Here is a 26,062-nt window from a genome sequence, read left to right as displayed (position 1 = left end):
CAAAATTACGGTTCAGGAACCCCGATAGCCATTGGGGTTCTGCGACTGCCAACGCCAGCTGGACTCGACCATATCCTGCAGCGAATGCTCCGCCTTCCAGCCAAGTTCACGTTCTGCCAGTGTTGGGTCACCATAGTATTCGGCGATATCACCGCTGCGGCGAGGCACAAACTCATGTGGTATGGACTTACCACAAGCCTTTTCGAATGCGTGTAGTACGTCTAATACGCTGTATCCAATGCCCGTACCTAAGTTGTACGTTACTAGCCCGGGGTTGGTTTTAAGCTTTTCTAACGCTTTTAAATGACCACGAGCAAGATCAACCACGTGAATATAATCTCTCACACCGGTGCCATCTTTAGTCGGATAGTCATTGCCAAAAATGTTCAATGCTTCACGTTTACCCACAGCCACCTGCGCAATGTAGGGCAACAGATTGTTAGGTATATCATTAGGGTCTTCACCGATACGTCCACTTTCATGCGCACCGACAGGATTAAAATATCTCAGGCGAGCAATATTCCAACGAGAATCCGAGCGGTAGAGATCTTCTAGAATATTCTCGACCATGTGCTTCGATTCACCATAAGGATTAGCTGCACGTCCAGTAGGAAAATTCTCATTGATAGGCAACGAAGCAGGATCACCGTAAACAGTTGCAGAAGAGCTAAATACTAGATTAAACACTCCAGCTGCGGCCATTGCCTCAACTAAGACTAAAGACCCAACTACATTGTTCTGGTAATACTTTACAGGCTTGCTTACTGACTCACCAACCGACTTAAGTCCGGCGAAATGGATCACCACTTCAATAGGATGTTTATTAAAGATTTGATGAAGTATCTCAGCATCGCGAATATCCCCTTCGTAAAAAGTCACCTCTTCATTCGTGATTTGTTTAACGCGCGCCAACGATTCCACACTTGAGTTACAGAGGTTATCGAGGACCACTACATCCTCACCATTCGACAGTAATTCAACGAGCGTATGGCTACCAATGTAACCAGCCCCACCAGTGACTAACACTGACATAAAATATCCTTTAAATTAAAAACAGGCCTACCTATAGCCTAAACTATCTAGTTACAACTAGATACAGAACTGAGCCATTGCTTAATTCTTAAAAACCGCTTCATTTAAAAGCTCTGCAATCCACCAAATTCGAAAACTGGGGATTCTGAGAGTTAGTAAAATAACGAGATACATTTGAAAATCATTCGGATAAACATCATCCGCGAATAGTAAAAACAAACCCACTCAATAAATTAGTTAAATCACTTAGCACGCTGTCCAAAAGTACCGATTCAGATAACTTTTCTTCTGCGTTATCAAAAAAAGATGGCCGGGAAGTATAACTTACCGGCCATCTGCTAGCTCCGTTTAAATGCGTTTTCTTACCCGAGTAACTGTATCTTTCTCAGAGTGTTAGACACCAAATTGTTCGCTGATTGTTCGGAGTCAGACTCAGCATAGCACCGGAGTTCTGGCGCATTACCTGATGGACGAAGATGGACAATATCTCCATTTCCCAGACAGATCCTGAAACCATCTACTGTATTTACACTATTAGTGACAACTGATGTAAAACCAAGCTTAGACATAAACTCATCTGGCGCAGCTATAGCTTGGAGCAACATAGCCTTGCTTTTCTCGGTGGCAAAATCCTTAATTCTGTCGGATGCGGTAAAACGATTCGGCAATTGTTGTAACAGAGGAACGATACCATTGGTTGCAATATTTAATACTGCTAAAACTGGTAGTAATGCATCTCTTGTAGGCAACGCCTTAACTTCTCTATCGTTAAATACAATATCAGACCCCAATAAAAAGCCACCGTTAGCTTCAAACCCCGCAACTTTACTAAAACGAGATGTATATGCCGAAAATGCATCAATCACATAGGGTGAACCAATTCGAGTTCGCTCAACTTCAGCAAAATAGCCACTTTTTTCAATAGCAGTATTACAACTTACCGGGATGGCGAGTGCTTCGATACCTAAAGCCCTAGCACATAGAAGGCCAAGTACATCACCACGTAACCATACACCATCTTCACCAGCCAATAAGGGCCTGTCTCCATCACCATCGGTGGAAAACAATATATCTAGCTGATATTGGCTAACCCAATCCTTAGCTCTGGCCTTATCCTCATCAGATACCGCTTCCGTATCTATAGGCACGAACACCTCACTACGCCCAAGTGAAATGACATCCGCACCGAGGTCAGTAAATAGCTCTCGATATATGTCGCGTCCAGCACTTGAATGTTCGTAGATACCAATTCGCATGCCTTTCAAATTAGCATTAGCAAAGACTTTATTACGATCAATGTACGCTAACTTTGCATCATTCGATATCGTCAGCTCTGGCAATGTCGAAAGCGCTTCGAAAGCAATATCAGCGGCAAGTATTGCTTGTTCGTCAGTTTTAGTAATCTCACCATCGGGTCGATAGAACTTCAGGCCGTTACGATCGAATGGAATATGGCTACCAGTGACCATGATGGCAGGAATGCCCAGCGCCATAGACTGATAAGCCAAAGCAGGAGTTGGAACCACACCATAGAAAACAGGTTGAATACCAGCATTCAACGCTGCAGCAGCACATGACTGAGCCATCTTATAGCTGCTAGGTCTATTGTCTATAGCAATAGCGATCTTTTTAAATTCAAAGGCTGCTTGGACTACAGCAAGGAAAGCATGAGTAAAAGCTGCGCAAACATCTGGCGTAAAATCGACAACCAAACCTCTGGCACCGCTTGTACCGAATGCAACGCTACTATTTTCTATAACAATTTTTGTATTCAACATATTTTATTTAACGAAAAACTGAGGAATTTTAGAAAGATTTTTACCCAAAATCGCTGGCAACGGAGCTATTCCATTACTTTTCATCGCTCGCCAATCTTCTTTGGACTTTCGAATTATATTTTGGAGACTTCGATTACTTTCGCCACCTACTCGCATTTTAACAAGAACTTCAGGAATATAATTAACATTCAAATTTTCCTGCCACAGATACCTAAGAATCGACTCATAATCTGCCGCGATACGATATGAAAGATTGAATCCGCCGAGTTTCTGATAATGCTTTTTACGCATATAAAATGTTGGATGAGGTGGCATCCATCCATTTTTAAATTTACTTTTTACAAATTCCCCACTCTGCCAATGTCGAATCACTCGAGAGGTATCGTCTTTAGATACATAGTCTAAATCACCGTATACGGCATCAGTTGCATTATCAGCAAAAGCTGATGCAACTTTATCTAAAGTATCTACTGAAGCAAAAATATCATCAGAATGAAGAAAACCGATAACATCCCCAGTAGCAACTGTAATCCCCTTATTTAACGCATCATAAATACCTTGGTCTGGCTCAGAAATTATTATATCTATCAATCCTTCATGACCATTTACAATTTTTAATGTCGTATCTTTTGACGCTCCATCAACAACAATAAATTCAGTATTTTGATAAGATTGTGAAGCCAAAGATAACAAAGTGTCAACAATGGTAGACTCACTATTCCAAGTCGCCGTGATAATAGAAATTTTCATTCAATCACGCTCTGCCATATTTATCTTCAAAACGAACAATATCATCTTCACCAAGGTAAGAACCAGACTGAACCTCAATCAACTCTAAAGGTACTTTTCCGGGGTTTTCTAGCGCATGAACAGCGGTTACTGGGATATAAACTGACTCATTTTCTGTTACCAGTTGTTCTTGACTATTAATCGTGACCTTTGCGGTTCCTGATACGACAATCCAGTGCTCCGCTCGGTGATGATGCATTTGCACTGAGAGTTTTGCCCCGGGCTTAACCGTAATCCGTTTCACTTGGAAACGTTCACCGTTATCGACAGAGTCATACTTTCCCCAAGGCCGGTAGACTTCACGATGAAAAGTCACTTCAGGGCGATTAGCTCGCTTTAGTTGTTCAACAATTTTTTTAACGTTTTGCGTATGGTCTTTATGGGCCACTAACACCGCATCTTTGGTATTCACTACCACCAAGTCAGACACCCCCACCAGCGCGACTAACTTGTCTTCCGTTTTAGCGTACACATTTGAGGATTGGTGTACCATAATATCCCCCTGAAGTACGTTGCCATCTTCGTTCTTATTGGCGACATCCCATAGCGCTGAGAATCCCCCAACATCATTCCAGCCAGCATCCAAGGGTAAAACCACGGCATCAGAAGTCTTTTCCATGACAGCATAATCGATAGAATCATCAGGACAAGCAATAAATGCGTCCCGATCCACCCGAATAAAGTCTAAATCAATCGCTTTGTCACTCATTGCAGCCTGACATGCGGTTAAAATATCTGGCCTATGCTTACCAAGCTCCGCTAAATAACGGCTGGCTTTAAACATAAACATGCCGCTATTCCAGTAGTATTCGCCAGAGGCTAAATACTCTTCCGCGACCATGGCATTGGGCTTTTCAACAAACCCTGTGACATCGTATCCAAAGCCTACTACGTTCCCTCTAAGAATGTAGCCATAGCCGGTTTCAGCATGTGTAGGAACAATGCCAAACGTCACCAGTTTATTCTGCTTTGCTAGTTCAAGCCCTTGTGCGATAACCGTATGAAACGCCTCAGTACTTTTAATCTCATGGTCTGCCGCCAACACCAGCAAAATAGCATCATCGCCATGGTGTTCAAGCGTTTCAATGGCGGCTAAAGCTATCGCAGGCGCAGTATTACGACCAACAGGCTCCAACAGCACCTGACTAGGTATATGTTTAAGTTGCCTTAACTGCTCAGCAGCAAGAAATCGTGTATCGTCATTACAAATGACCAGCGCCGAGTGATGTTTCAGCCCGTCCAAACGCAGCAACGTTTGTTGTAGCATGCTGTGCTCACCACAAAGCGGAATAAACTGCTTTGGATAATTAGCACGGGACAGTGGCCACAACCGTGTGCCCGAGCCACCTGCCATAACAACGGGAATAAACATAGGGTCTCTCCTTTGACAAAGCAGCAGCGTCTAACGCTGCTGCTTCTCGTTATCTGTTTTAAAATATAGTTTGGTATTAGCATGGACATCTGCTCGGTGCATGAGCTCTTCAACCGACACCCACACATATTCGTCATGTTGTGTCTTGGGCAGATGTCCAAGTTCAGCAGGTTCAATTACAAAGCCTAACGCCACGTAGTGCGTCGACGGGAATTCACCGAACACGCTGTCCTCATAAAAGTGATCGAAAGCACCGAGCAATCGCGCATTGGCATACGCTAGTTCTCGTCCCAATTCTTCTAATGTTAATCGTTTAAATGCCTGCACTAGCGATTCATTCTTATAAATACGCCCACCAGGGACAAACCAATACCCTTGCGCTGGGCGATTTAATCGCTGGCCGAGTAAAACATGACCATGAGAGTCCTTAACGATCAAATCAACTGATACTAGCGGTGTTGATGCAACTACCTGACGAAAAACATCACGCTCAAGAAACACTATTAGCCCCTGAAGCTATCCTGATTCTCTAAAAACCACTTATATGTTTTAGTAAGCCCCTCTTCAAGTGTTACACAGGCTTGCCAACCGAGTGACTTGAGACGACTGACATCCATTAACTTACGGGGTGTACCGTCCGGCTTACTGCTATCAAACACTATTGCCCCTTGGTAGCCGATCACCTTAGCAACAGTTTCCACCAGTTCACGGATCGTACAGTCGATACCAGTACCCACATTGATATGACTCAGCATAGGTTCAGTGTGTTGCTGGTAGGTAGCCTCATCAAGTTCCATCACATGAACACTAGCAGCCGCCATCTCATCCACGTATAAAAACTCGCGCAAGGGCTTACCAGTACCCCACGCCACAACTTCTGGTGAATTGGCAAGTTTTGCTTCATGGAAACGACGCAGCAGTGCCGGAATAACATGACTATTTTGCGGATGGAAATTATCGTTCATGCCATACAAATTGGTCGGCATAACGGAACGATAATCTCTGCCGTACTGACGGTTATAACTCTCACAAAGTTTAATACCAGCAATTTTCGCAATAGCATAAGGTTCGTTAGTCGGCTCAAGTACTCCAGTTAACAAAGCCCGTTCTGTCATAGGTTGCTCGGCGTGTTTAGGGTATATGCAACTAGAGCCAAGAAACAGTAGCTTCTTAACATTAGCAAGATGCGCAGAATGAATGAGATTACTTTCAATCACTAGATTTTGGTATATGAATTCAGCAGGATAAGTATTGTTAGCAACAATTCCACCAACTTTAGCTGCTGCTAAATATACCTCATCGATTTTTTCATTAATGAAAAAATCAAACACTGCTGCCTGATCTAAAAGATCAAGCTCACGTTTACTTCGTAAAACCAACTCAACATCTTCACGCTGCTCCAATTGTCTTACGATAGCAGAACCAACCATCCCGTTATGGCCAGCAACAAATACACGCTTTATCATTTAGTCCTCCAGCGACAATGCAACCTCGTGGCCGTGCGCTTTCAACAACGCGTATCGCTTAGCCTTTTCTAAATCTGAAGCAACCATTTCAGAGCACATCTGCTCAACTGTAATCTCAGGAATCCAACCAAGTTTAGACTTAGCTTTCGATGGGTCACCTAGTAACGTCTCTACTTCTGCGGGACGGAAATAACGAGGATCGACACGAACAATAATGTCACCAACTGCTAGCCCTGATACCTTATCGCCTGTTATCGACGCTACACGAGCAAACTCATCAACACCATCTTCGCAAAATTCTAATTCAATACCCAACTCTCTAGCTGAAATACGGACAAATTCTCGAACGGAGATTTGCTTGCCGGTGGCGATAACGAAATCTTCCGGTTGATCTTGCTGTAACATCATCCACTGCATGCGAACATAATCCTTAGCGTGCCCCCAATCACGAAGCGAGTCCATATTACCCAAATAAAGACAACTCTCTAACCCTTGGGAAATATTGGCTAAGGCACGAGTAATCTTACGTGTAACGAAAGTTTCTCCTCGACGTGGTGACTCGTGGTTAAATAAAATGCCGTTACAAGCATACATACCATACGATTCACGATAGTTAACCGTGATCCAATAAGCATATAACTTAGCTACAGCGTAGGGAGAGCGAGGGTAAAATGGTGTTGATTCTCTCTGCGGGATCTCTTGCACCAAACCGTACAATTCGGACGTCGATGCTTGATAAAAACGGGTTGTTTTAGCTAATCCACAAATACGAATAGCTTCCAATAAACGCAAGGTCCCCATGGCATCGACATCTGCAGTGTACTCTGGAGACTCAAAGGATACTGCAACATGAGACATAGCACCCAAATTGTAAACTTCGTCCGGGCGAATCTCTTGGATTAAACGAACTAGGTTTGAAGTATCTGTCAAATCTCCGTAATGTAAAAAGAAATTTGGATCTACCTCATGTCGATCTTGATAAATATGATCTACACGTTCTGTATTAAAAGATGACGCGCGCCTTTTTATACCATGAACCTCATACCCTTTACCTAACAAAAGTTCCGCTAAATAAGACCCATCTTGACCAGTTACACCAGTTATTAAAGCTACTTTTTTCATTATATCACCGTAGATATTACAACAGCTCTCGATAAACACCTAGTGTTTCCCGAAAGCATTTATTCCAAGAGAATTTTTCAGCTTGTTTAAACCCAGCTTCTATTAGACTCGTTCTAATAGATGGGAGTTTCTCAAAAGCCAATTTAAATTCTGAAACAGAAGGACCATTAACTACAATAGCAGCATCACCAGCCACCTCTGGTATAGAAGAAGAATTAACACATATTACTGGACAACCCGATTGCATAGCCTCAATAATAGGTATACCAAATCCTTCATAACTCGAAGGGTAAAAAAGTGCATAACACTTATTATAAGCCAAATTAAGCTCTTGATCTGTCAGCCGACCTAAATAATTAAAACGACCACTAAGATTATTATTAAGAAATTCCAACTCAGCTGAACTCAGTATGCCGCCGCCGACTATATCCAGTGTTAAGTCTGGTAAATTAGCTAATGTCTTCACAGCTAAATCAAAATTCTTGTAAGCTGCTCGAGAACCTACAAAGAGAACGTTTTTTTGATTAGTTTTATCAGCATCATGCAATGTATCAATTTTATAATAAGAGTCAGACACCCCGTTATAAATGACTCTAATTTTAGACTCATCTATAGGACAATATTCCATTAAGTCCTTTGCAGTACTATTAGAAACGCATATCACAATATCACTATTCTTAATCGCTCGATATTTCTGCCAAGTGTGAACCTTTTTAGGTAAACCGCCAACAAAACGTTCATATGTAAAGTCATGTACGGTCGTTACTACTTTTGAAGACTTTGGTTGCGGAATCCGATAATAACTTGAATGAAAAATCCGAGGTGTTGAATCACAATCGAAAGGAACGTCTCTATATCGCTCTAAAAATCTCTTAAGATTGTCATCACTAACAGTCCCTTTAAGTTTCGATTTACTACCTACATAATTCAAATATTTATATTCAACATTACTATTTTCAAAATTCTTAATCAATTCGGAAAAATAAGTGGTAATTCCACCACTACTCTGGAGGGTTTCTATAATTCCATCAATAATTATCAATTCGTAATCCCTAGCCTTAATTCATTGATTTTCTAAAATCGACAATCATACTTTCAAGATCTTCAAGAACATTCCTTGGTTTAAAGTCATTTATAGCTAATTGCAACTTCCCAATATCTGTAACAGGGAACCTTTCTATTGAAACTTCGGTGCTATGCCATATTACTTCACACCCTGTATAGCGTACTAATAAATTTGCTATTTCGCTCGCTTTAACATTCATACCAGAAGCGACGTTGTATATTTCCCCCACAGAGTTACCGCTTTGCGAAAGTTTAATAACTGCATATGCTACATCCTGAACAGAAATATAATCTTTAGAATAGTCAGGAGCTATGAACATGTCGACTTTACCGCTATTAATCGCATTACGAGTTATCGATGGTAGAAAAAGTGGACTAGAGAGTGCAAGACCATATACGTTACTTGGTCTAACAATTGTTACAGGCCTTCCACTAAGCAAACATATTTCTTCACCTAACAACTTGGTAATATTAAACAGTCTTCTATTATCACCGAGAAATATTGATATATCACCATCTTCTGATGAAGACAAATTATTCATATAAACTCGAGTAGATGAAATATAAACTAGCCGATCAAAACTACAATCCTTTAAGATGCGAGAAAGATAAGTAACATTAGATTCTAATACCGAATACGGAGCATTTTTACAGTCTCCATTTCCGGCGCAGTACAAAACCGTACCTAAGTTTCGAGAATATACAGAAGAATCGTCCCGTTCTGGCACCCAAACAGAATGAAGAGCTGATTCGAGTTGAGTTACAATCTCTGTCCCGATAAATCCTCGCCCGCCAATAACTGTGAATTGAGACATTAACTCCAACTCCTCAATATTGATTCCTTAACTTTGTCTAGTGTAGGTAACATTCGATCCTTTTCTGAAAGCGACACATCAGTTAAAGGCCAATTTATGTTCAGCTCAGGGTCATTCCAGAGTAATCCTCCTTCGTCACTAGGATCATAATAATCGGTACATTTATACTGAAAATCTGCTACATCACTCAACACGCAGAAACCATGAGCAAAGCCTTGCGGAATATAAAACTGCAATTTGTTGTCTTCACTTAAAATCACGCTTTTGTGTTGTCCAAATGTCACAGATCCTGGACGTAAATCGACAGCAACATCAAATACCTCTCCTTTAGTTACGCTAACAAGCTTTCCTTGAGGATTAGTTTTTTGAAAATGCAGTCCTCTTAAAACACCATAAGTAGATCGAGAACGATTGTCCTGAACGAAAGGTGGCAATCCGGCCTCTGAGTAACGTTCGGCCTGATACATTTCATAAAAAAAACCTCTATTATCACCGAAAACCTTTGGTTCTATGATAAGTAAGCCTTCTATTTCAGTTAAATCGATTTTCATTTCCATCCTCAATCACTTGAATAAGCTCAGCAAATATTGTCCGTATCCAGTTTTAGCAAGCGACCTACCAACTTCCTGAACTTGCTCCTTTGAGAGCCAATTTTGAGAAAATGCAATTTCCTCAAGACACGCGATCTTAAACCCCTGCCGCTTTTCAACCGTCTGTACAAACTGAGAAGCTTCTAAAAGAGAATCATGAGTTCCTGTATCCAACCAAGCAAAACCTCGTCCCAACTGCTCGACTTTTAATTCTCCCTTCGCTAAATAGTGCTGGTTTATCGAAGTAATTTCGAGTTCCCCTCTAGCGGAAGGCTTAATTTTTTTTGCTATATCAACGACTTGATTATCATAAAAGTAGAGTCCCGTTACAGCCCAATCAGACTTAGGTTTAAGGGGCTTTTCCTCTAATGAGAGCGCATTAAAATCCTCATCAAACTCAACGACTCCAAAACGCTCAGGGTCCATTACCCTATAGCCAAATACCTTCGCTCCGCTTTCCAAGGACGCAGCACTTCTGAGCTGCTTACCAAAAGCCTGACCAAAAAAGATATTGTCCCCTAGCACCAGACAGACGCTATCATCGCCAATGAATTCTTCTCCGATCACAAATGCTTGAGCGAGACCATCAGGAGACGGCTGCTCGACAAAATGCAGTTGCACACCAAACTGGCTACCATCACCTAACAGTCGTTCATAAGACGCTTTATCGGCAGGCGTCGTAATAATCAGAATATCACGGATACCAGCAAGCATAAGTACTGAAAGCGGATAGTAAATCATCGGCTTATCATAAATAGGTAATAACTGCTTTGAAACACCAAGCGTAATCGGATACAACCGAGTACCGGATCCTCCGGCTAACACGATTCCTTTCATGAATTTTCACCCAACCCTAAACGTGTACCTTGATACTCACCAGTTCTAACCCGATGCCACCAAGATTTATTTTCTAAATACCATGCTACTGTTTTTCTAAGACCGGTCATAAAGGTCTCTTCAGGTGTCCAACCAAGTTCTCGACTTATTTTTGTTGCGTCAATAGCATATCTTCTGTCATGCCCCGGCCGATCAGCGACATATACAATTTGATCCTTATAACTGCCCTCAGTCTTAGGCTTAACTTCGTCTAAGATACTACAGATACTTTCAACAACTTCGATATTTCGCTTCTCATTATGACCGCCTATATTATAAGTTTCCCCAACAGTCCCTTTAGTAACTACGCAAAATAGTGCTTTTGCGTGGTCATCAACAAACAACCAATCTCGAATTTGATCGCCACTGCCATAAACTGGCAGCGATTTGCCTTCAAGTGCATTGAGAATGACTAACGGTATCAATTTCTCGGGAAAATGATAAGGGCCATAATTGTTTGAGCAATTTGTCACTACCACAGGTAGCCCATAAGTGCGCATCCAAGCCCGCACTAGATGGTCACTTGAAGCTTTAGAGGCGGAATATGGACTGCTAGGCGCATATGACGTTGTCTCAGTAAAAAGCGGTAACGTGCCAGAAAAATCATCGGGATGGGTCAAATCGCCATATACTTCATCAGTAGATATATGGTGAAAACGAAAAGCACCCTTTCTGATAAGTGGCAGCGCATGCCAGTACTCTCTAACGACCTCCAACAGACAATATGTACCTACAATATTTGTTTGGATAAACTGTGATGGACCATCAATAGAACGGTCTACATGACTTTCTGCAGCCAAATGCATCACGACATCCGGAGCATGCTTTACAAAAACAGCTTTTAACGCGATTGAGTCACATATATCAACCTTTTCAAAAAAGTACCGAGAACTAGCGCTAACTGAGGACAACGAATCCAAATTTCCCGCATATGTTAACTTATCAACGTTAACAACATCGCAAGAGGTGTTATTAATAAGAAACCGTACTAACGCAGAGCCGATAAACCCGGCTCCTCCAGTGACCAATATTTTCATTTAAACATTCTCGCTAATTTTTAACCTGGATACAAAACCCAAAAAAATCCATATAATCAAAACCAATAAAAATCCGAGTGAACCAGGAATATAAGATAAAAAAGCCGGTGCAAAACATATGCAAAAAATCAAAACGAACAAAATATTCCGGCTAAAATCGACACCCAATTCACTTCCTCTAAAATAGAAATTTAATAGATAAAGTTTTACCCAGTATGATATATTAAAAAAGGCAAATATAATTACTGAGAAAAAACCGAAATCTGCAAAATACTTCACAGGCCCACCAAATGCTGGTGTTTGACCAATTTCCGTCATGCCAGGGAAAAGAATCTCATTTATAATATAGATTCCATATACATATGGTTTATCCGGATATATAGCTCTAGGTATGAGAGACCAAAAATCGGACATCATTATCTCTCCATAGAACAACCCTATTCGCCCGTCTTGATAAGCCTCATAATACATACCACTATTACGATAATGGTCAAAATATGACAGAACATCTATATAACTGACACTGCCCAATGCGGTATACAAATTATAAACAACCAGACCAAATATAGCTGGGAGCGAAAATAAAATCGTCGTTTTTAGGTGCCGATACTTGGCAAAATATAAACAAAGGATGAAAAACATCCCAAATGAAATAATAAATCCTTTTGAACCCCAAAAATAAACTACTGTTAAATATAATAGCGATTTAATAATAAACGAGCCAATACTTCTACGCCCAAGAAACGCTAAACAATAGGCAACCGATAAAAAAGTTAAACTGAGTGCAAAAAGTGAACCAACCCCATCACGATGATACTGGTAACCCGTTCTCGGTGACACTAGCCAATTTAATAGACCAAAACCTGACTGGGCCATCGCTACAAACAGCAACAATGACAAAGACAAAAAGAAAAACTCTGCCCAACGAATTGAAGATTTGCGCGGGGAGTATGAATACACCCTAAGAAAAAAAAGTTCAACGCCCTTTATCTTTAGTATAAACCTAAAGAAAAAAACAGAAGATAACAGTGAGAATACTAACGATACGTTGGTAACTAGCACGGCAAACTGATAATGATCATTTAAGAAACCATTTTCTATTAGAACCAAGGGGCCCAAATAGATAGGCGCAAAAACGGTTGGTAAATAAACAGCCAAAAGCAACAACAACGGATTAATAATTTTAAGATGCCATTTCTTTCTTACGTAATCATAATTAGCAAAAAAAAGCAAAAAAGATAAAATAACGTTAGCGTAATAGATTGGTTCAAGCATAATTACATTTTGCTCATATTTCTAGACGCCAATATGGCTCTAAAAACAACGCCATTGATTTTTGAACTTTGCTTAAATGAGCATAACATTCTAGTAGCAAAGAAATAAAGTATAGCCACCAATCGCTTTAGACCAGTCAGATTTTTCCTAATAAAATACAACCGATTACGATTGGCGTAAAAAACTGAAAATGGAGATTCATTTCCACCTGTTAGCGCACTAACCTTGTGAGTAACAGTTATTTTAGGCAAATATCTGACTAAAAAACCTTTTGAAACACACCGGTATATGAAATCACTATCGTCATAATAAACAAAATATTTCTCATCCATTATACCAACAGCATCAAAAACGACTGAATCAATCAACATAAAACAAGTTGGTGCATAACTAACTATATCGGACTGCTCATATTGTCCAACATCTGTTTCACCCTCACCACGATGAGGAGTTCTAGCTGTCCAAAGAGACATACTTCCGCCGGCCATCCACAATGTGTCCGTACCGTGAAAATAAATTTTAGGCACAAAAATTTTTTCGTTATAGTTCGCACTTTGCGCTAACATGTCAAAAAACGTATTTTCTGGGAATGTAATATCATTATTGAGCAACAATACTTTATCAAACTTCTCCGATATTGCTTTCAATATTCCAATATTATTTCCTTTCGCAACACCGACATTTTCCCCATTAAAAATATAATCGATATCGATGTTATACTTATGCGCAGCGACATCGCACAAATCTCTAGCACTGGAAGATGTTGAGTTATCGACCACAAATAATTTGAAATTTTTGAAGGTTTGGCGAGCTAAACTCTCAAAAAAATCGGGAAGCACAGTATCACTATTATAAAGCACCGTAACTAATGCTAAACTACCATTATTTTTCATAGAAATTTCCATCAGGTTTAACCCTCTCCCACTCTCCACTTTCTGGATTATACCTTTTAACAATTTTGGCAGGTGTACCTACTAAGACACAATAATCAGGGAAGTGCCCTCTAACGACAGAGTTGGCACCAACAATACATTGCTTACCTAAAATTGTCCCAGCTTGTATCTTTGCGCTGGCACCGATAAAACAGTTCTCACCAATAAATGTTTCAGAGATTACGTGTGGCTGACTTAAGATATGCTTTCCAATTAAGCGATATTCGTGATCGATATCAGTGACCATAGCGCCAAAAGAAATTGTCACATTATCGGATATCATTAATCGACCACCTGCTGTCGCGTGAAAAAACTGTTCTATAGAAACATTATTACCGACATCTATAAAACCATCGCCAACGACTTCAATTCTAGCGTAATCTCGAATTAATACATTCGAACCTAAACTTATTCGATTAGCATTAACCAGTAAAAGTGGGTTATAGATCACTGCCTTAGCGCCCACTCTATTTAAAAGAATGCCGTAAAAAAATTTCGTCTTAATTCTATGTAGAAACAATTTTATTAGGTTAAATTTGTTAGACATCGGCATATATACCAAATCTACAATATGCATATTAAGCCTTTTTTTTATCTTCGAATGAAAGATTGGAAATTATCCTATCTCTATGCACATCATTACACTTTTCAATCTCGACAGATGTAAGTTCAAGTTTTCTTTCATCTGTTTTTAGAGTTTTAACAATCGAATACATAATCTGGATAGACACAAGCGCAAGTCCGGCAGTCCCAGCCCTATACCCTCGATTTATGAAATATTGACGGACATAACCTTCTGTAAATGACCTAAGAATTGAGAGTATTCTATTTCTGCTCTTAACATTGTAACCGGCTTCAACATTTGTATAGCGGTTAATAGTATTCAAATAGCTTTCAATAGTGTTAGAGATAAAATGGTGGACAAAATAGATATCAGGCAATTGGAAAATTTTCAAATCAGGAGAACTCAACTTACCAAACCCATGAATTTTGTTATCAGAAAAATCCAAAGCGCCAACTTTAAAAATTTTATTTGTTCTTGCTGAATAAGCGTCGTAACAAAACTGACCCCAAAAATAGTTTTTCCGATCAATGGAAATAGCATCGTATTCTCCAGATTCTATGACCTCATTAATCTTTATTAGCGTAGCCAAATCGAGCATTTCGTCAGCAAAGCCCCAATATAGCCAAGGCGTGTCTATAACAGAGGCCAAGGCATCCATCATTTGCTGAGATTCTACATACGTACAAGACTCCGGCCTAACATAAATTTTACATCCGTATTTTTCCGCTATTTCTACTGTTCGATCTGTACTCTTATTATCGGCTATTAACACCTGGCCAAACTGACATAAATTTTTAATTACTCTCTCGATTCTTTTTTCTTCATTATATGTAAATATGACAAAAGTAATTTTATCTGAAAAATAATCCATTTATTTTTTAACCTTATAAACCCTATACCCTTGTTACATGGCATTTATAGCCTTTACTAGCCTTGTATATTACATAACCACATACCGTTAACTGGCTAACCAAAATAGCCAAGCACACCAATAAAACCTTATCACTTCCAAACATGTAGTCATATAGCAAGCTGAATATAACTACTGCTGAACCTAAACCGCTACACTCAACAAATACAGACAGTTTATTATCTCTTACGTTAAAAACATGAGTATAAGCTCCAATAACTGCGTTGACGGCTTCCTGAAGCACACCGATAGGCAAAATATATAGATAAGCTGTATAGCTCAACTTATTAGCCATCAAAAAAAACAAATATCCTGCAGGAATTGAGCATACTGAAATAATTAGACTTACGAATAAAATAACCTTAAGGTGAAAATGTATATATTCACCACTAGATTGATAAATTTTGGGGATGGCTATCTGATTGATAACTGAAAGTACTGATGCTGTTGCTGTAGACGCCAAACTAGTCATGTATGACACGATGCCAAGCTCTTTCTGAGCCTGTATTGCAGCCAAGTATGGTCTATATCCTTGCAATTGTACCCAATTCAAAACACCAGAAAATCCTATAGGCAGAATACGCGAAGTTACTTGTCCTATAGTATCTATACGCCACTTATGCTCAACATTATTTTTAAAGGCAGCAAGCATAAAACTTAGAGAAACTATTACAAGAATAACAGAGTAAGTTAGTATAGAAACTTGAACCTTTTTTTCATCTGGCTGAAGCGTATGAAATATATATATAAATACAGAAAACTTTAAACAGGCGTCAAATATTTGAAAAAACGACGCTTTATACTGCTTATTTGCCAACTGAAACAAGTTTTTTATTAAATTTCCATAATAAACAGATAAAGAAAGAAAGCAACATGAGGCGATCCCCAAAACTACATCTATACTCGAGGGTTGAATAGAAATAAAAAACAGCGATGAAAATAACGTAATTAACAGTATACCAATAACCGATGTTGCAAAAATAAATTTAAAGAATGACTCTTGATGGATCGAAAAATCATCTTGTAGGTAGACCAATTTCCTTTGAATAAAAAGATCACACCCAACAAATACAAAAGCATTACCGATGTAAGACATGGTCATTGTCAAATAAAATAAGCCTATCGCTTCATCGGCTAGATTTTTTATTAAATAGAAGTTAAAGCCAAGCATTAATAACACGCTAAAACTTCTTAGAAAGAAAAGATAAATATACTTTTTACTATTACGCACTTATATACCCAAAATACTATATTATTACAGTCACTTCATCTAATATTGTCTGAGACGAAGTATATTTTGGACTATACCCCATAGCTTCAAGTATTTTATAGGTACTATAGTAGAATTCTTTGGTGTTAGTAGCATTAACATAATCTCCAGAGTGGGTATACTTCCATTTCAGACCAAATTTACTCTCAAACATGCTAAGTATTTCATCTTTGGAAATTGGAGCATTTGAATAGCAATCCACAGCCCCATTCATGTTTTTGTAGCTAATAATACAATCTATGATGCCGGCAAAATCAAGCGGATTTAGATAATCTCGAATCATTGGCTGAGGATTAACCTCACAAACGACATCATTTTTTACCGCTCGAATCAAATCGGTAATAAGATAGCGGCTACTTATATCTTGTTTTCTACTGAAATAATTAAATATTCTTACATCAACAATAGAGTTGTGTGCACGTTCTCTGTGTTTAGCCTCAGCGATAAACTTAGATAGCCCATAGAAATCACTTTGTCTCAATTGATTGAGGTGAAAGTTAGAGCCTTTTTCAGCAGATGCCGGAGACATAAAATTATCTCCATAAACAGCACCGCTACTCATGTATATGTACTTACATTTTTCGTTTTTTGACAGATAGTTTAAAACGATATCATCATAGTGATTAGTGACTGTTAGTATTGAACTTGATATATCGGCGATCTTCTTAGGATCACCGGCACCAATGAAATTCAAAATAACATCGTATTTAATTACTTCAGGGAAAATATCAAGAGGACAAATATGGCTTTTGCCATCGGATTCATAAGTTAAGTTTTTTAGTTTGGTCAAGTCTCGAGCATATAAAAACAGTTCGTAGTTTTTTTTTGAAAATGACCAATGTCGAATTAGATCCTGCGCAATCGAACTTGTTGCACCGAGTATCGCGATTCTCAAAATTAATCCTTAAGAGGAAACTGTTTATCAATAGGATTTCCAAATGCAAGACGTGGTCTACATTCTCTTGCATCACACATTAGGACTTCTATTAGCATTGGCCGAGGGTTCGCAATAAAATCAATAACATGAGCTTTAAATTCCTCAATATTATCGATGGCAATAGACGGCACATGGTAAGCTTCCCCTATCGCAGTGAATCTAGCGGAATATCCTTTCCAATAAGTTGATTGATTTCGACCTTCAAAGTACATTTCTTGGAAAGCCCTAACCATACCTAATGATTCATTATTGAAAACAATAGTAAGAATTGGTAATTGCTCACGTGCGATAATATCTAACTCTTGGATATTTAACTGTGCACCACCATCTCCGGTCAGAATAACCACAGGCTTTTGCTTCGCATAGGCAACGCCTATGCCAGATGGTATTGCAAATCCCATAGCCCCTAATCCGCCGGAATGATGAATAGCCTGTTGTTCGCACAGTAAAAGGGAATGTGCTGCCCACATTTGATTATTGCCTACATCAGCAACATATTGGACTGGCATGTTCTTGAACTTATCATGTAAAACACTACATACCGCAAATGGACTAATTTTTAGTTCTTCATACTCATCGACAAAATATTTTTCCCAATGTAGTGCTAGAACATTATTCCACTCAGAGTTAACGTTAATGTCTTGGGGCTGAACTCTATCTAACCAAAATTTGAAAAATGTCTCACACGAACAATTGACACTTAGATCAGCTAGAATTCTATTATTTAGCTGACCTTTATCAATATCAATTTGGATAACTCTAGCACTTCTCGCGAAATCATCTGTATTCGCGCCAGTCTGTCTCACATCCATCCGACTGCCGACCACAACTAAAAGGTCACAATTCTGAAGGGCATAATTGGCAGTTCTGGTTCCATAACTACCTATTAGACCGTAATAACCGTTGTATGCAGTGCACTTCTCACTACCTTTTAGACTCGACACATAAGGGAGCTCGAAGTCCCTCAGGCTTTTCTGCCATAATTGAAAACTATCCTCATTAACAGCTCCACCACCAATTAAAAATAGTGGTTTTTTTGCTTCCTTTAGTTGTTGGATAATATTCTGAAAATCGACATTACTTGCGTTATCTTCCGGTGCATTCAAATGAAGACTACTTAAATAGTCTATTGCATCTGACGGTAATTCAGCACGTTGAATATCCATAGGTATGTCTAGCAAAACTGGCCCAGGTCGGCCTGTTTTCGCGATATCGATTGCTTTCTGCAGCGTTGGAATTAATTCATCAACGGTTTTAATTTGGCATGCATATTTAGTGATACTACTGACAATACTTACTATATCAAGCTCTTGAAATCCTTGTTGCCTGATAGCTCGCTCGTTCTTCAATTCATTTGTATTAACTTGTCCTGTCAGAAAAACGCAAGGATAGCTGTCGAGCCAGCAGTCAGCTATTCCCGTTACCAAATTAGTAGCACCTGGCCCACTGGTACCTAGCGCCAACCCTATATGTTGGTTGTTGGTAGCTCGCGCTACTGCACCAGCAGCAAAAGACGCGGACTGTTCATGATGTAAGGAAACAAGTTTTGTCTTCCCATGTACATTAATGCTATCTACTAAATGTGCAATCATTCCACCAATTAGTTCAAACCCGTAGGTGATATTATTTGCTGCTAGCACATGAGCAACCGCATCTGATGCTTTCATTGTATTATCCGATAATATAGTAGGACAAAATTTATACGTAACTAATTTTTATTAAAAATTTAGGCCAAAAAATTCTTCGAATTTTGATATTACGTAATTCAAGTGTTCTTTAGTTAATCCTGGATAAATACCAATCCAGAATGTTTGATTCATGATACGATCAGTATTCGTTAAATCTTCCACCACTCGATATTCGCGGCCTTCAAAGTACGGCTGACGAGTTAAGTTGCCAGCAAACAGTAGACGAGTACCGATTTTTGCGTCGTCGAGGAATTTAACCAACTCTATTCGACTCACGCCGGCAGTTTCCTTTAATGTAATAGGAAAACCAAACCAAGAGGGCTCCGAGTTAGGCGTAGCTTCAGGCAATTCTAGGAATTCAGCACAGCTGCTTAGACCTGCTTTCAAATACGCGAAGTTCGCTTTACGTTGTGCCACAAACTCTTCAACACGCTCAAGTTGCGCTAAACCGCAAGCCGCTTGCATATCGGTTATTTTGAGGTTGTAACCTAGATGAGAATAGGTGTATTTGTGGTCATAGCCAGAAGGCAGAGAACCCAACTGCTGCCCAAAGCGCTTACCACACGTATTGTCACAGCCAGGAGCACAATAACAGTCACGCCCCCAGTCACGGAATGACTCAATAATGACTTTCAGCTCTTTAGACTTCGTGAATACTGCGCCGCCCTCACCCATTGTTATGTGGTGTGCAGGGTAAAAACTTACAGTACCGATATCGCCAAAAGTGCCAACCATTTGACCATCATACTTAGTGCCTAGAGCATCACAGCAATCTTCCACTAACCAAAGATTGTATTTATCGGCAATTTTGCGAACTTCAGCAAGATTGAATGGGTTACCTAAAGTATGCGCCACCATGATTGCTTTAGTTTTTTCAGTAACGGCCGCTTCAATTAAGGCTGCATCGATGTTGTATGTCGGAATATCGACGTCAACAAACACAGGAATGAGCCCATTCTGAATAGCTGGGTTAACGGTAGTTGGGAAGCCTGCTGCTACGGTGATAACTTCATCACCCGGTTTTAATGCACGCTCGCCCAACTTATGCGACGTCAATGCAGTTAATGCTAGGAGGTTAGCGGATGAGCCTGAAGTGGTAGTTAGCACATGAGGAACACCAATATATTCACCCAATTTTTTTTCAAATGCATCGTTAAATCGGCCTGTCGTCAACCAACCATCTAGTGACGCTTCAACCATTAGTTGCAGCTCTTTGGCACCAATTACTTTACCTGATGGTGGAACAACACTTTGACCTGCCACGAACATTTTGGGCGCTAACGCTTGCTCTGCATACTTTCCAACCAGTTCCGCAATTTGCTCTCGTAACTCTTGAGTGCTCATCAGTCTCTATTCCTATCGTTATTTTTTAAATGTTGCTGCCGGTAAATTCAGTCAGCGTTATTGAATAATGTCGGCGAATTAATTAATTTCCGCTGCACTCATGTAATCGCGGATTTCGCACAACGTCTCCTCTCGCATGTCATTATTAGCCAGCCACGCTTTGTGCCAACGAACGATGCGCGCTAAGGTAGTATCTAAATCCCACTGAGGTTGCCAATTAAGGCGCGTTTTGGCTTTAGAGCAATCAAGTTTTAAGTAGTGCGCTTCATGGGGATGTTCAGCGCCGTCGAGTTGCCATGTGGCATCATCACCCCAGAGCTGGGTCATTTTATTAACAATGTACTCAACTGGTTTAGCATCATTGTCATTGGGCCCAAAGTTCCAACCTTCAGCAAATTCACAACCATGCAGGTACAGCTGCTGCGCAATCAAAATGTAACCAGAAAGTGGCTCAAGCACGTGCTGCCATGGGCGAATAGAGTGAGGATTGCGGATCACTACTGGCTGAGATTGCTCAAATGATCTAAGGATGTCTGGAATTAGACGGTCTTTAGCCCAATCGCCACCACCAATAACGTTACCAGCACGCACAGACGCCAACGCGACGCCATGTTTGGCATAGTCTTTCGGATTAAAAAAAGAATTACGATAGGCCGATGCAACTAACTCCGCACAACCTTTACTGTTTGAATAAGGATCGTACCCCCCCATTGCTTCGTTTTCACGATACCCCCAAACCCATTCACGGTTTTCGTAACACTTATCGCTGGTAATATTAACCACGGCTTTAACACCACCGACAGCGCGAACGACTTCAAGTACATATACCGTGCCCATTACGTTGGTGGAGTAGGTTTCTACGGGGTCTTCGTAAGACAAACGCACTAGCGGTTGTGCAGCCATGTGAAATACGATTTCAGGCTTAAATTCCGCCATGGCTTGGCGGAGATGCAGGTGATCACGAATATCGCCTTCTTCAGACAATAAGCCTTGGGTTACCCTAGCTTGTTCAAACAAGCTAGGGGTCGTTGGCGCTGGCAGTGAATAGCCGCGTACCGTTGCACCCATTTCCTCCAACCATAAAGACAGCCAACCGCCTTTAAAGCCGGTATGTCCGGTGACAAAAACGCGTTTCCCTTTCCAAAATGCTTTATCTATTGCCAACGTTAATTACTCCCAAACTTTCCATGGTGCTTTATTTTCTTGCCACAGCTCTTCGAGGTAATGCTTATCACGTAGCGTATCCATTGGCTGCCAGAATCCTTGGTGTTCATATGCCATCAATTGCCCTTGCTCTGCTAATTGCATTAGAGGCTTTTGTTCCCAAGTGGTAGCGTCGTTTTCGATAAGATCGATAACCTTTGGACTTAACACAAAGAAACCGCCATTGATCATCGCACCATCACCTTTAGGTTTCTCCTTAAAGGATTTGACTTGACCATCTTCCAGATCCAACGCACCAAAACGTCCAGGTGGAAATGTTGCAGTTAATGTTGCTAACTTACCGTGGTTGCGATGAAATTCGATGGACGCGCTAATATCTACATCAGAAACGCCATCACCATATGTAAACAAAAAGGCGTCTTCATCTTTGAGATGTTCAGCAACACGTTTCAAGCGACCACCAGTCATTGAGTGTTCACCAGTATCAACCAAGGTAACATTCCATGGCTCCGCGCGCCGATGATGTACTTCCATATGGTTGTCACGCATATTAAAAGTCACATCTGACATATGCAGAAAATAGTTAGCAAAATATTCTTTAATTACATACCCTTTATAACCACAGCAAATAATAAAATCGTTAATGCCATGGGCGGAGTACATTTTGAGAATGTGCCACAAAATCGGTTTACCACCAATTTCTACCATAGGCTTTGGTTTAACCACGGTTTCCTCACTGATACGGGTACCTAGGCCTCCTGCCAAAATTACTGCTTTCATTATAAGAATTCTCCAACTAAATTAACAATTACTTTGCAGGGGTATATGCATCTGAGTGAAACGCGCTCAAAAGTAAACCCTTTTCCAAGAATTTCACTTTTGCATCTTCAATCATTTTCATTGAACCACAAGCGTAAACTTCTACATCCTCAAAAGTCTTGAAATCTTCAAGGACAGCATTTTGTACGTAGCCTTTTCTCATATCAGAAACGCTATCACGGGATAATAAAGGACAAAAAAACACGTTTGAGTGTAGTTCAGACAACGCTTTCAGTTCTACCTCATATATTTCATCTTCTGTTCTCATTCCCCAATATATATAAATCTCTCTTTCGTCATACTGTTGAACAAGATTCTTAACCATAGACTTGACTGAGGAAATTCCGGTTCCCGTTGCGACAAATAGCAATTTTTTAGTGTTTTCCCTAACAAAGAACGTTCCTTTTGGTCCTTCTATTCGCATTAACTGTTCTTTAGATACTGACCCAAAAAGCAAATTTGACATTTTTCCTTCTGGAACTTTGCGAATATGTAATTCAATTTGCTTATTTTCGCCATCAGCACTAGCGATAGAATAACTTCGCACTATTCCTTGAAAACTCAAGTCGACATACTGCCCTGGAAGAAATACAAAATTCACTGACGGGGGGTAACGCAACGTAAGCACAATGATATCTTCTGTCGCATAATGAAATTCGGTTAATTTACAAGGTATAGTTTGAACCTTTACTTGTGCCAACTCGGGGTGGTATTCGACTTCAAGAACTACATCTGATTTAGCTATCGAGCAGCATGTGAGAATTTCTCCACTATCTACCGTCTGCCCGTGTTCATTTTCTACCAATCCTTTTAGCAACTTAGCTTTACAAGCTCCACAGACTCCATTCTTACAGCTATGTTCAAGAATAACATTTTGTGATATTGCATCATCAAGCAACATATTCTCTGTAGAGAATGTAACCTTAGATGGCTGAATTTCAACTTTAAAACTCATATTCGCTTTTGACTCATATTTAGAAGATTCGAATTTCTAAGATAGAAAAATAAAAACATAAAACCTAAATAAACCCACAAATCAATTGTGAACCAAAATTCACCTTAACGTTTAGAGTCTCTGCTAAACAATTCGCTTTATAATTGTCCCTAATAAGACTTTCTAAACCAACTCAACACTTGCCAGATATGATTCAATATCCAAGAGTACGACAAAAATATTAATATAAAAATCGCGAACATTATCCATTCCGAGACATTATATATTTCGGATATACATCCTATAGTAGCTAAGACAATTCCCATAATAGAAATAATGGCTAACGTTTGTCTTCTACTAAATCCTGCACGTTCAAAAATATGATGTAAGTGATTACGGTCAGGGTGGAACGGTGATACGCCTTTTCTGATGCGACGATACATAATTGATGTCATATCCATCAGAGGAATCGCAATTAAATATAACGCAGTAACTGGGCGAAAGGCTTGCACATTGGGGTCGGTGCCGATCACTAATAGCCAGACCACAGTCAGGCCAATCAACATACTGCCCGCATCACCCATAAAGATTTTACCCAAGTTTCGCGGCCAACTGAGGTTAAACATTAAGTAAGCCACGATAGAGGCGATAAATAGCACCGGTAGTAAATACCAATCATTATTTGCCCGGCTTAAAAGATAAGCTAAGGCGGCAAAGGTGATTAGGCTTAACATGCCTGCGAGCCCATCAATACCATCTACCATGTTAAAGGCATTAATGGCGCCAATCACCGCAATTACGGTGACTAACGTACCAAATACCCCAAGATACAGCTCAAAGCCTAAAATGGCCCCTAGGCTATGCAAGTAGTAACCCGCCCCAAAAATCATCATTGAGGCGACAATCACTTGGGACGCTAATCTAAGCCTTACTGAGAGGTCATACTTATCATCTAAAACCCCAAGGAACAGCAACATTGCGGCAGATACGAAATAGATATTAATGGTCTGGCTATCTTCGATAAAAAACATCGATGCCATTAATACACCGATATAGATACATACGCCGCCAATGAGGGGGATTGCCCCGCTGTGTAACTTACGCTCATTGGGCAAATCAACCAGGCCTGCTCTTACTGCAATTGGACGTATTATCTTGACTGCAATGAATGAAATAAAAAAGCTCGACGCCAAGGGAATTAAATAATCCATTTCTCAAGTCCTTGATATGGAAATCATGTTACCTGCTGATTGCTCAGTTTTCTTTGTTAATAAAATGCCGAATTAACACCACAAAAATCGCTAGCATGCCACCGAGTAAGGTGCCGAGAACGCAGATTAGAGCACGTTTAGGTTTAAACTTTTGTTCCGCGGCAACAGCAGGATCAACGGTTTTAAACACATATTCATCACGCACTTCGGCAAACATTATTGTTTTAGCCTGCTCCTCCACTAATTTATAGAGCACTGTGCGTATATCTGCGACATTGGTCTGCTCAATTTGCTTCTCTAAATACTCCGCTGAGCGTTTTGCCTCTTTAACGTCACGCTGGCGCATAACGTCATTAATATCTGCGACTAACCAATCCACCCACTGCTTAGCCACGTACGGCGATTTATGTTCAATAGCGACAGTAACAAGGCCTGATTCTTTATCACTGGAAACACTGAATATCTTGCTAAACTCTTTATATGCTTCTTGCATCGAAGGCTTTGGCTGCTTAGGAGGAGTTACATCTCGAAGCCACTGTTCGGAATTTGAGTCGTACACTTCAGAGTCATAACTGATTTTATTGTCACTTAAGCTCCACTTATCTACCGCCATAAGATCTGGCAAAATGTGATGCTTTTGGATGAAAGCACTGGTAAATTTGCGCGACTTCATCACTTCAATTGCTAATGCAGTCTTGTCTGTACCTGCTGAGCTACCTAAATTGATTCCAGCCATGCTGGCTAAGCCACCAAATTGACCAGCAAGACCAGCTAACCCGCCATTTTGTTGCTCTTCTGCTGGCGCAAGCAGCGCTTCCGACTTGTAGATGTTAGGCATCAGCAATGCTATCGCTACCGACGCACAGGCAAACACAAAAGTAATGGCAATAATTAGTTTCTTTCCCGCCCAGAGAACGCTGGCCAGTTCCCTTAGGTCTATCTCATCATCTGCTGATTGCCGAGCAAACTCGGCATCCTGCATTTCTAGTTTAGTATTAGGCATAAATGTGTAATTAGTTTTAGTGAAAATGATTCAAGTCGTTTTGTACCACTACCCGAACCATAGTGCGG

General features: G+C 40.1%; 25 protein-coding genes. All 25 read right to left on the bottom strand.

The window, feature by feature from the left end; all coding sequences use genetic code 11:
- Nucleotides 1–12: 12 nt before the first annotated feature.
- Nucleotides 13–1,032, bottom strand: coding sequence for a UDP-glucose 4-epimerase GalE (galE, locus tag ACN0TT_RS10495; RefSeq protein ID WP_417762098.1), 1,020 nt, complete (start codon nt 1,030–1,032; stop codon nt 13–15).
- Between the two features lie 362 nt (nt 1,033–1,394).
- Nucleotides 1,395–2,810: a phosphomannomutase gene (locus ACN0TT_RS10490; RefSeq protein WP_417762097.1), complete on the bottom strand. Its 1,416-nt coding sequence runs from the start codon at nt 2,808–2,810 to the stop codon at nt 1,395–1,397.
- A gap of 3 nt (nt 2,811–2,813) precedes the next feature.
- A complete protein-coding gene (locus ACN0TT_RS10485; protein WP_417762096.1) occupies nt 2,814–3,560 on the bottom strand; it encodes a glycosyltransferase family 2 protein in 747 nt (248 codons plus the stop codon).
- Nucleotides 3,561–3,564: 4 nt separating this feature from the next.
- Complete coding sequence (locus tag ACN0TT_RS10480; RefSeq protein WP_417762095.1) at nt 3,565–4,971, bottom strand: mannose-1-phosphate guanylyltransferase/mannose-6-phosphate isomerase; 1,407 nt, start codon at nt 4,969–4,971, stop codon at nt 3,565–3,567.
- A gap of 30 nt (nt 4,972–5,001) precedes the next feature.
- Nucleotides 5,002–5,472 carry a GDP-mannose mannosyl hydrolase gene (locus tag ACN0TT_RS10475; protein WP_417762094.1) on the bottom strand — a complete coding sequence of 157 codons (471 nt, stop codon included), beginning with the start codon at nt 5,470–5,472 and terminating at the stop codon, nt 5,002–5,004.
- A 2-nt stretch (nt 5,473–5,474) separates the two neighbouring features.
- The gene (fcl, locus tag ACN0TT_RS10470; RefSeq protein WP_417762093.1) at nt 5,475–6,437 is read right to left on the bottom strand and encodes a GDP-L-fucose synthase; all 963 of its coding nucleotides are present in this window, start codon (nt 6,435–6,437) and stop codon (nt 5,475–5,477) included.
- A complete protein-coding gene (gene gmd, locus ACN0TT_RS10465) occupies nt 6,438–7,559 on the bottom strand; it encodes a GDP-mannose 4,6-dehydratase (RefSeq protein WP_417762092.1) in 1,122 nt (373 codons plus the stop codon).
- Between the two features lie 16 nt (nt 7,560–7,575).
- Complete coding sequence (locus ACN0TT_RS10460; protein WP_417762091.1) at nt 7,576–8,601, bottom strand: glycosyltransferase family 4 protein; 1,026 nt, start codon at nt 8,599–8,601, stop codon at nt 7,576–7,578.
- A gap of 16 nt (nt 8,602–8,617) precedes the next feature.
- Nucleotides 8,618–9,439, bottom strand: a complete 822-nt coding sequence (locus tag ACN0TT_RS10455) for an NAD-dependent epimerase/dehydratase family protein (protein ID WP_417762090.1) — start codon at nt 9,437–9,439, stop codon at nt 8,618–8,620.
- On the bottom strand, nt 9,439–9,990 hold the full coding sequence (gene rfbC, locus ACN0TT_RS10450) for a dTDP-4-dehydrorhamnose 3,5-epimerase (protein WP_417762089.1): 552 nt from the start codon (nt 9,988–9,990) through the stop codon (nt 9,439–9,441). Before rfbC ends, ACN0TT_RS10455 begins: the two co-directional genes overlap by 1 nt.
- A gap of 12 nt (nt 9,991–10,002) precedes the next feature.
- Nucleotides 10,003–10,866, bottom strand: a complete 864-nt coding sequence (gene rfbA / locus ACN0TT_RS10445) for a glucose-1-phosphate thymidylyltransferase RfbA (protein WP_417762088.1) — start codon at nt 10,864–10,866, stop codon at nt 10,003–10,005.
- Nucleotides 10,863–11,942, bottom strand: a complete 1,080-nt coding sequence (gene rfbB / locus ACN0TT_RS10440) for a dTDP-glucose 4,6-dehydratase (protein ID WP_417762087.1) — start codon at nt 11,940–11,942, stop codon at nt 10,863–10,865. The genes rfbA and rfbB overlap by 4 nt, the downstream gene beginning before the upstream one ends.
- Nucleotides 11,943–13,217, bottom strand: a complete 1,275-nt coding sequence (locus ACN0TT_RS10435; protein ID WP_417762086.1) for a hypothetical protein — start codon at nt 13,215–13,217, stop codon at nt 11,943–11,945.
- A gap of 2 nt (nt 13,218–13,219) precedes the next feature.
- Nucleotides 13,220–14,110: a glycosyltransferase family 2 protein gene (locus tag ACN0TT_RS10430; RefSeq protein ID WP_417762085.1), complete on the bottom strand. Its 891-nt coding sequence runs from the start codon at nt 14,108–14,110 to the stop codon at nt 13,220–13,222.
- Entirely contained in the window at nt 14,100–14,726 is a 627-nt protein-coding gene (locus tag ACN0TT_RS10425) for an acyltransferase (protein ID WP_417762084.1), read from the bottom strand. The genes ACN0TT_RS10430 and ACN0TT_RS10425 overlap by 11 nt, the downstream gene beginning before the upstream one ends.
- Before the next feature lies 1 nt (nt 14,727).
- Nucleotides 14,728–15,585 (bottom strand): glycosyltransferase, encoded by an 858-nt coding sequence (locus ACN0TT_RS10420; protein WP_417762083.1) that lies wholly within the window; start codon nt 15,583–15,585, stop codon nt 14,728–14,730.
- Between the two features lie 22 nt (nt 15,586–15,607).
- Nucleotides 15,608–16,855, bottom strand: coding sequence for a hypothetical protein (locus tag ACN0TT_RS10415; RefSeq protein ID WP_417762082.1), 1,248 nt, complete (start codon nt 16,853–16,855; stop codon nt 15,608–15,610).
- Nucleotides 16,856–16,871: 16 nt separating this feature from the next.
- On the bottom strand, nt 16,872–17,789 hold the full coding sequence (locus ACN0TT_RS10410; RefSeq protein WP_417762081.1) for an NAD-dependent epimerase/dehydratase family protein: 918 nt from the start codon (nt 17,787–17,789) through the stop codon (nt 16,872–16,874).
- 2 nt (nt 17,790–17,791) lie between these two features.
- Complete coding sequence (locus tag ACN0TT_RS10405) at nt 17,792–19,498, bottom strand: thiamine pyrophosphate-binding protein (protein WP_417762080.1); 1,707 nt, start codon at nt 19,496–19,498, stop codon at nt 17,792–17,794.
- A gap of 51 nt (nt 19,499–19,549) precedes the next feature.
- A complete protein-coding gene (rfbH, locus tag ACN0TT_RS10400; RefSeq protein WP_417762079.1) occupies nt 19,550–20,863 on the bottom strand; it encodes a lipopolysaccharide biosynthesis protein RfbH in 1,314 nt (437 codons plus the stop codon).
- Between the two features lie 78 nt (nt 20,864–20,941).
- A complete protein-coding gene (gene rfbG, locus ACN0TT_RS10395) occupies nt 20,942–22,027 on the bottom strand; it encodes a CDP-glucose 4,6-dehydratase (protein WP_417762078.1) in 1,086 nt (361 codons plus the stop codon).
- A gap of 6 nt (nt 22,028–22,033) precedes the next feature.
- Nucleotides 22,034–22,807 carry a glucose-1-phosphate cytidylyltransferase gene (rfbF, locus tag ACN0TT_RS10390; protein WP_417762077.1) on the bottom strand — a complete coding sequence of 258 codons (774 nt, stop codon included), beginning with the start codon at nt 22,805–22,807 and terminating at the stop codon, nt 22,034–22,036.
- A 28-nt stretch (nt 22,808–22,835) separates the two neighbouring features.
- A complete protein-coding gene (locus ACN0TT_RS10385) occupies nt 22,836–23,801 on the bottom strand; it encodes an FAD-binding oxidoreductase (RefSeq protein WP_417762076.1) in 966 nt (321 codons plus the stop codon).
- A 149-nt stretch (nt 23,802–23,950) separates the two neighbouring features.
- On the bottom strand, nt 23,951–24,991 hold the full coding sequence (gene wecA, locus ACN0TT_RS10380; RefSeq protein ID WP_417762075.1) for a UDP-N-acetylglucosamine--undecaprenyl-phosphate N-acetylglucosaminephosphotransferase: 1,041 nt from the start codon (nt 24,989–24,991) through the stop codon (nt 23,951–23,953).
- A gap of 43 nt (nt 24,992–25,034) precedes the next feature.
- A complete protein-coding gene (locus tag ACN0TT_RS10375; protein WP_417762074.1) occupies nt 25,035–25,994 on the bottom strand; it encodes a Wzz/FepE/Etk N-terminal domain-containing protein in 960 nt (319 codons plus the stop codon).
- Nucleotides 25,995–26,062: the final 68 nt, after the last annotated feature.

It is taken from the genome of Shewanella sp., from assembly GCF_048265805.1.
Taxonomy (GTDB): Bacteria; Pseudomonadota; Gammaproteobacteria; order Enterobacterales; family Shewanellaceae; genus Shewanella.
Note: the sequence above shows the minus strand (reverse complement) of the source record. Positions and strands in the feature narration are given on the sequence as shown.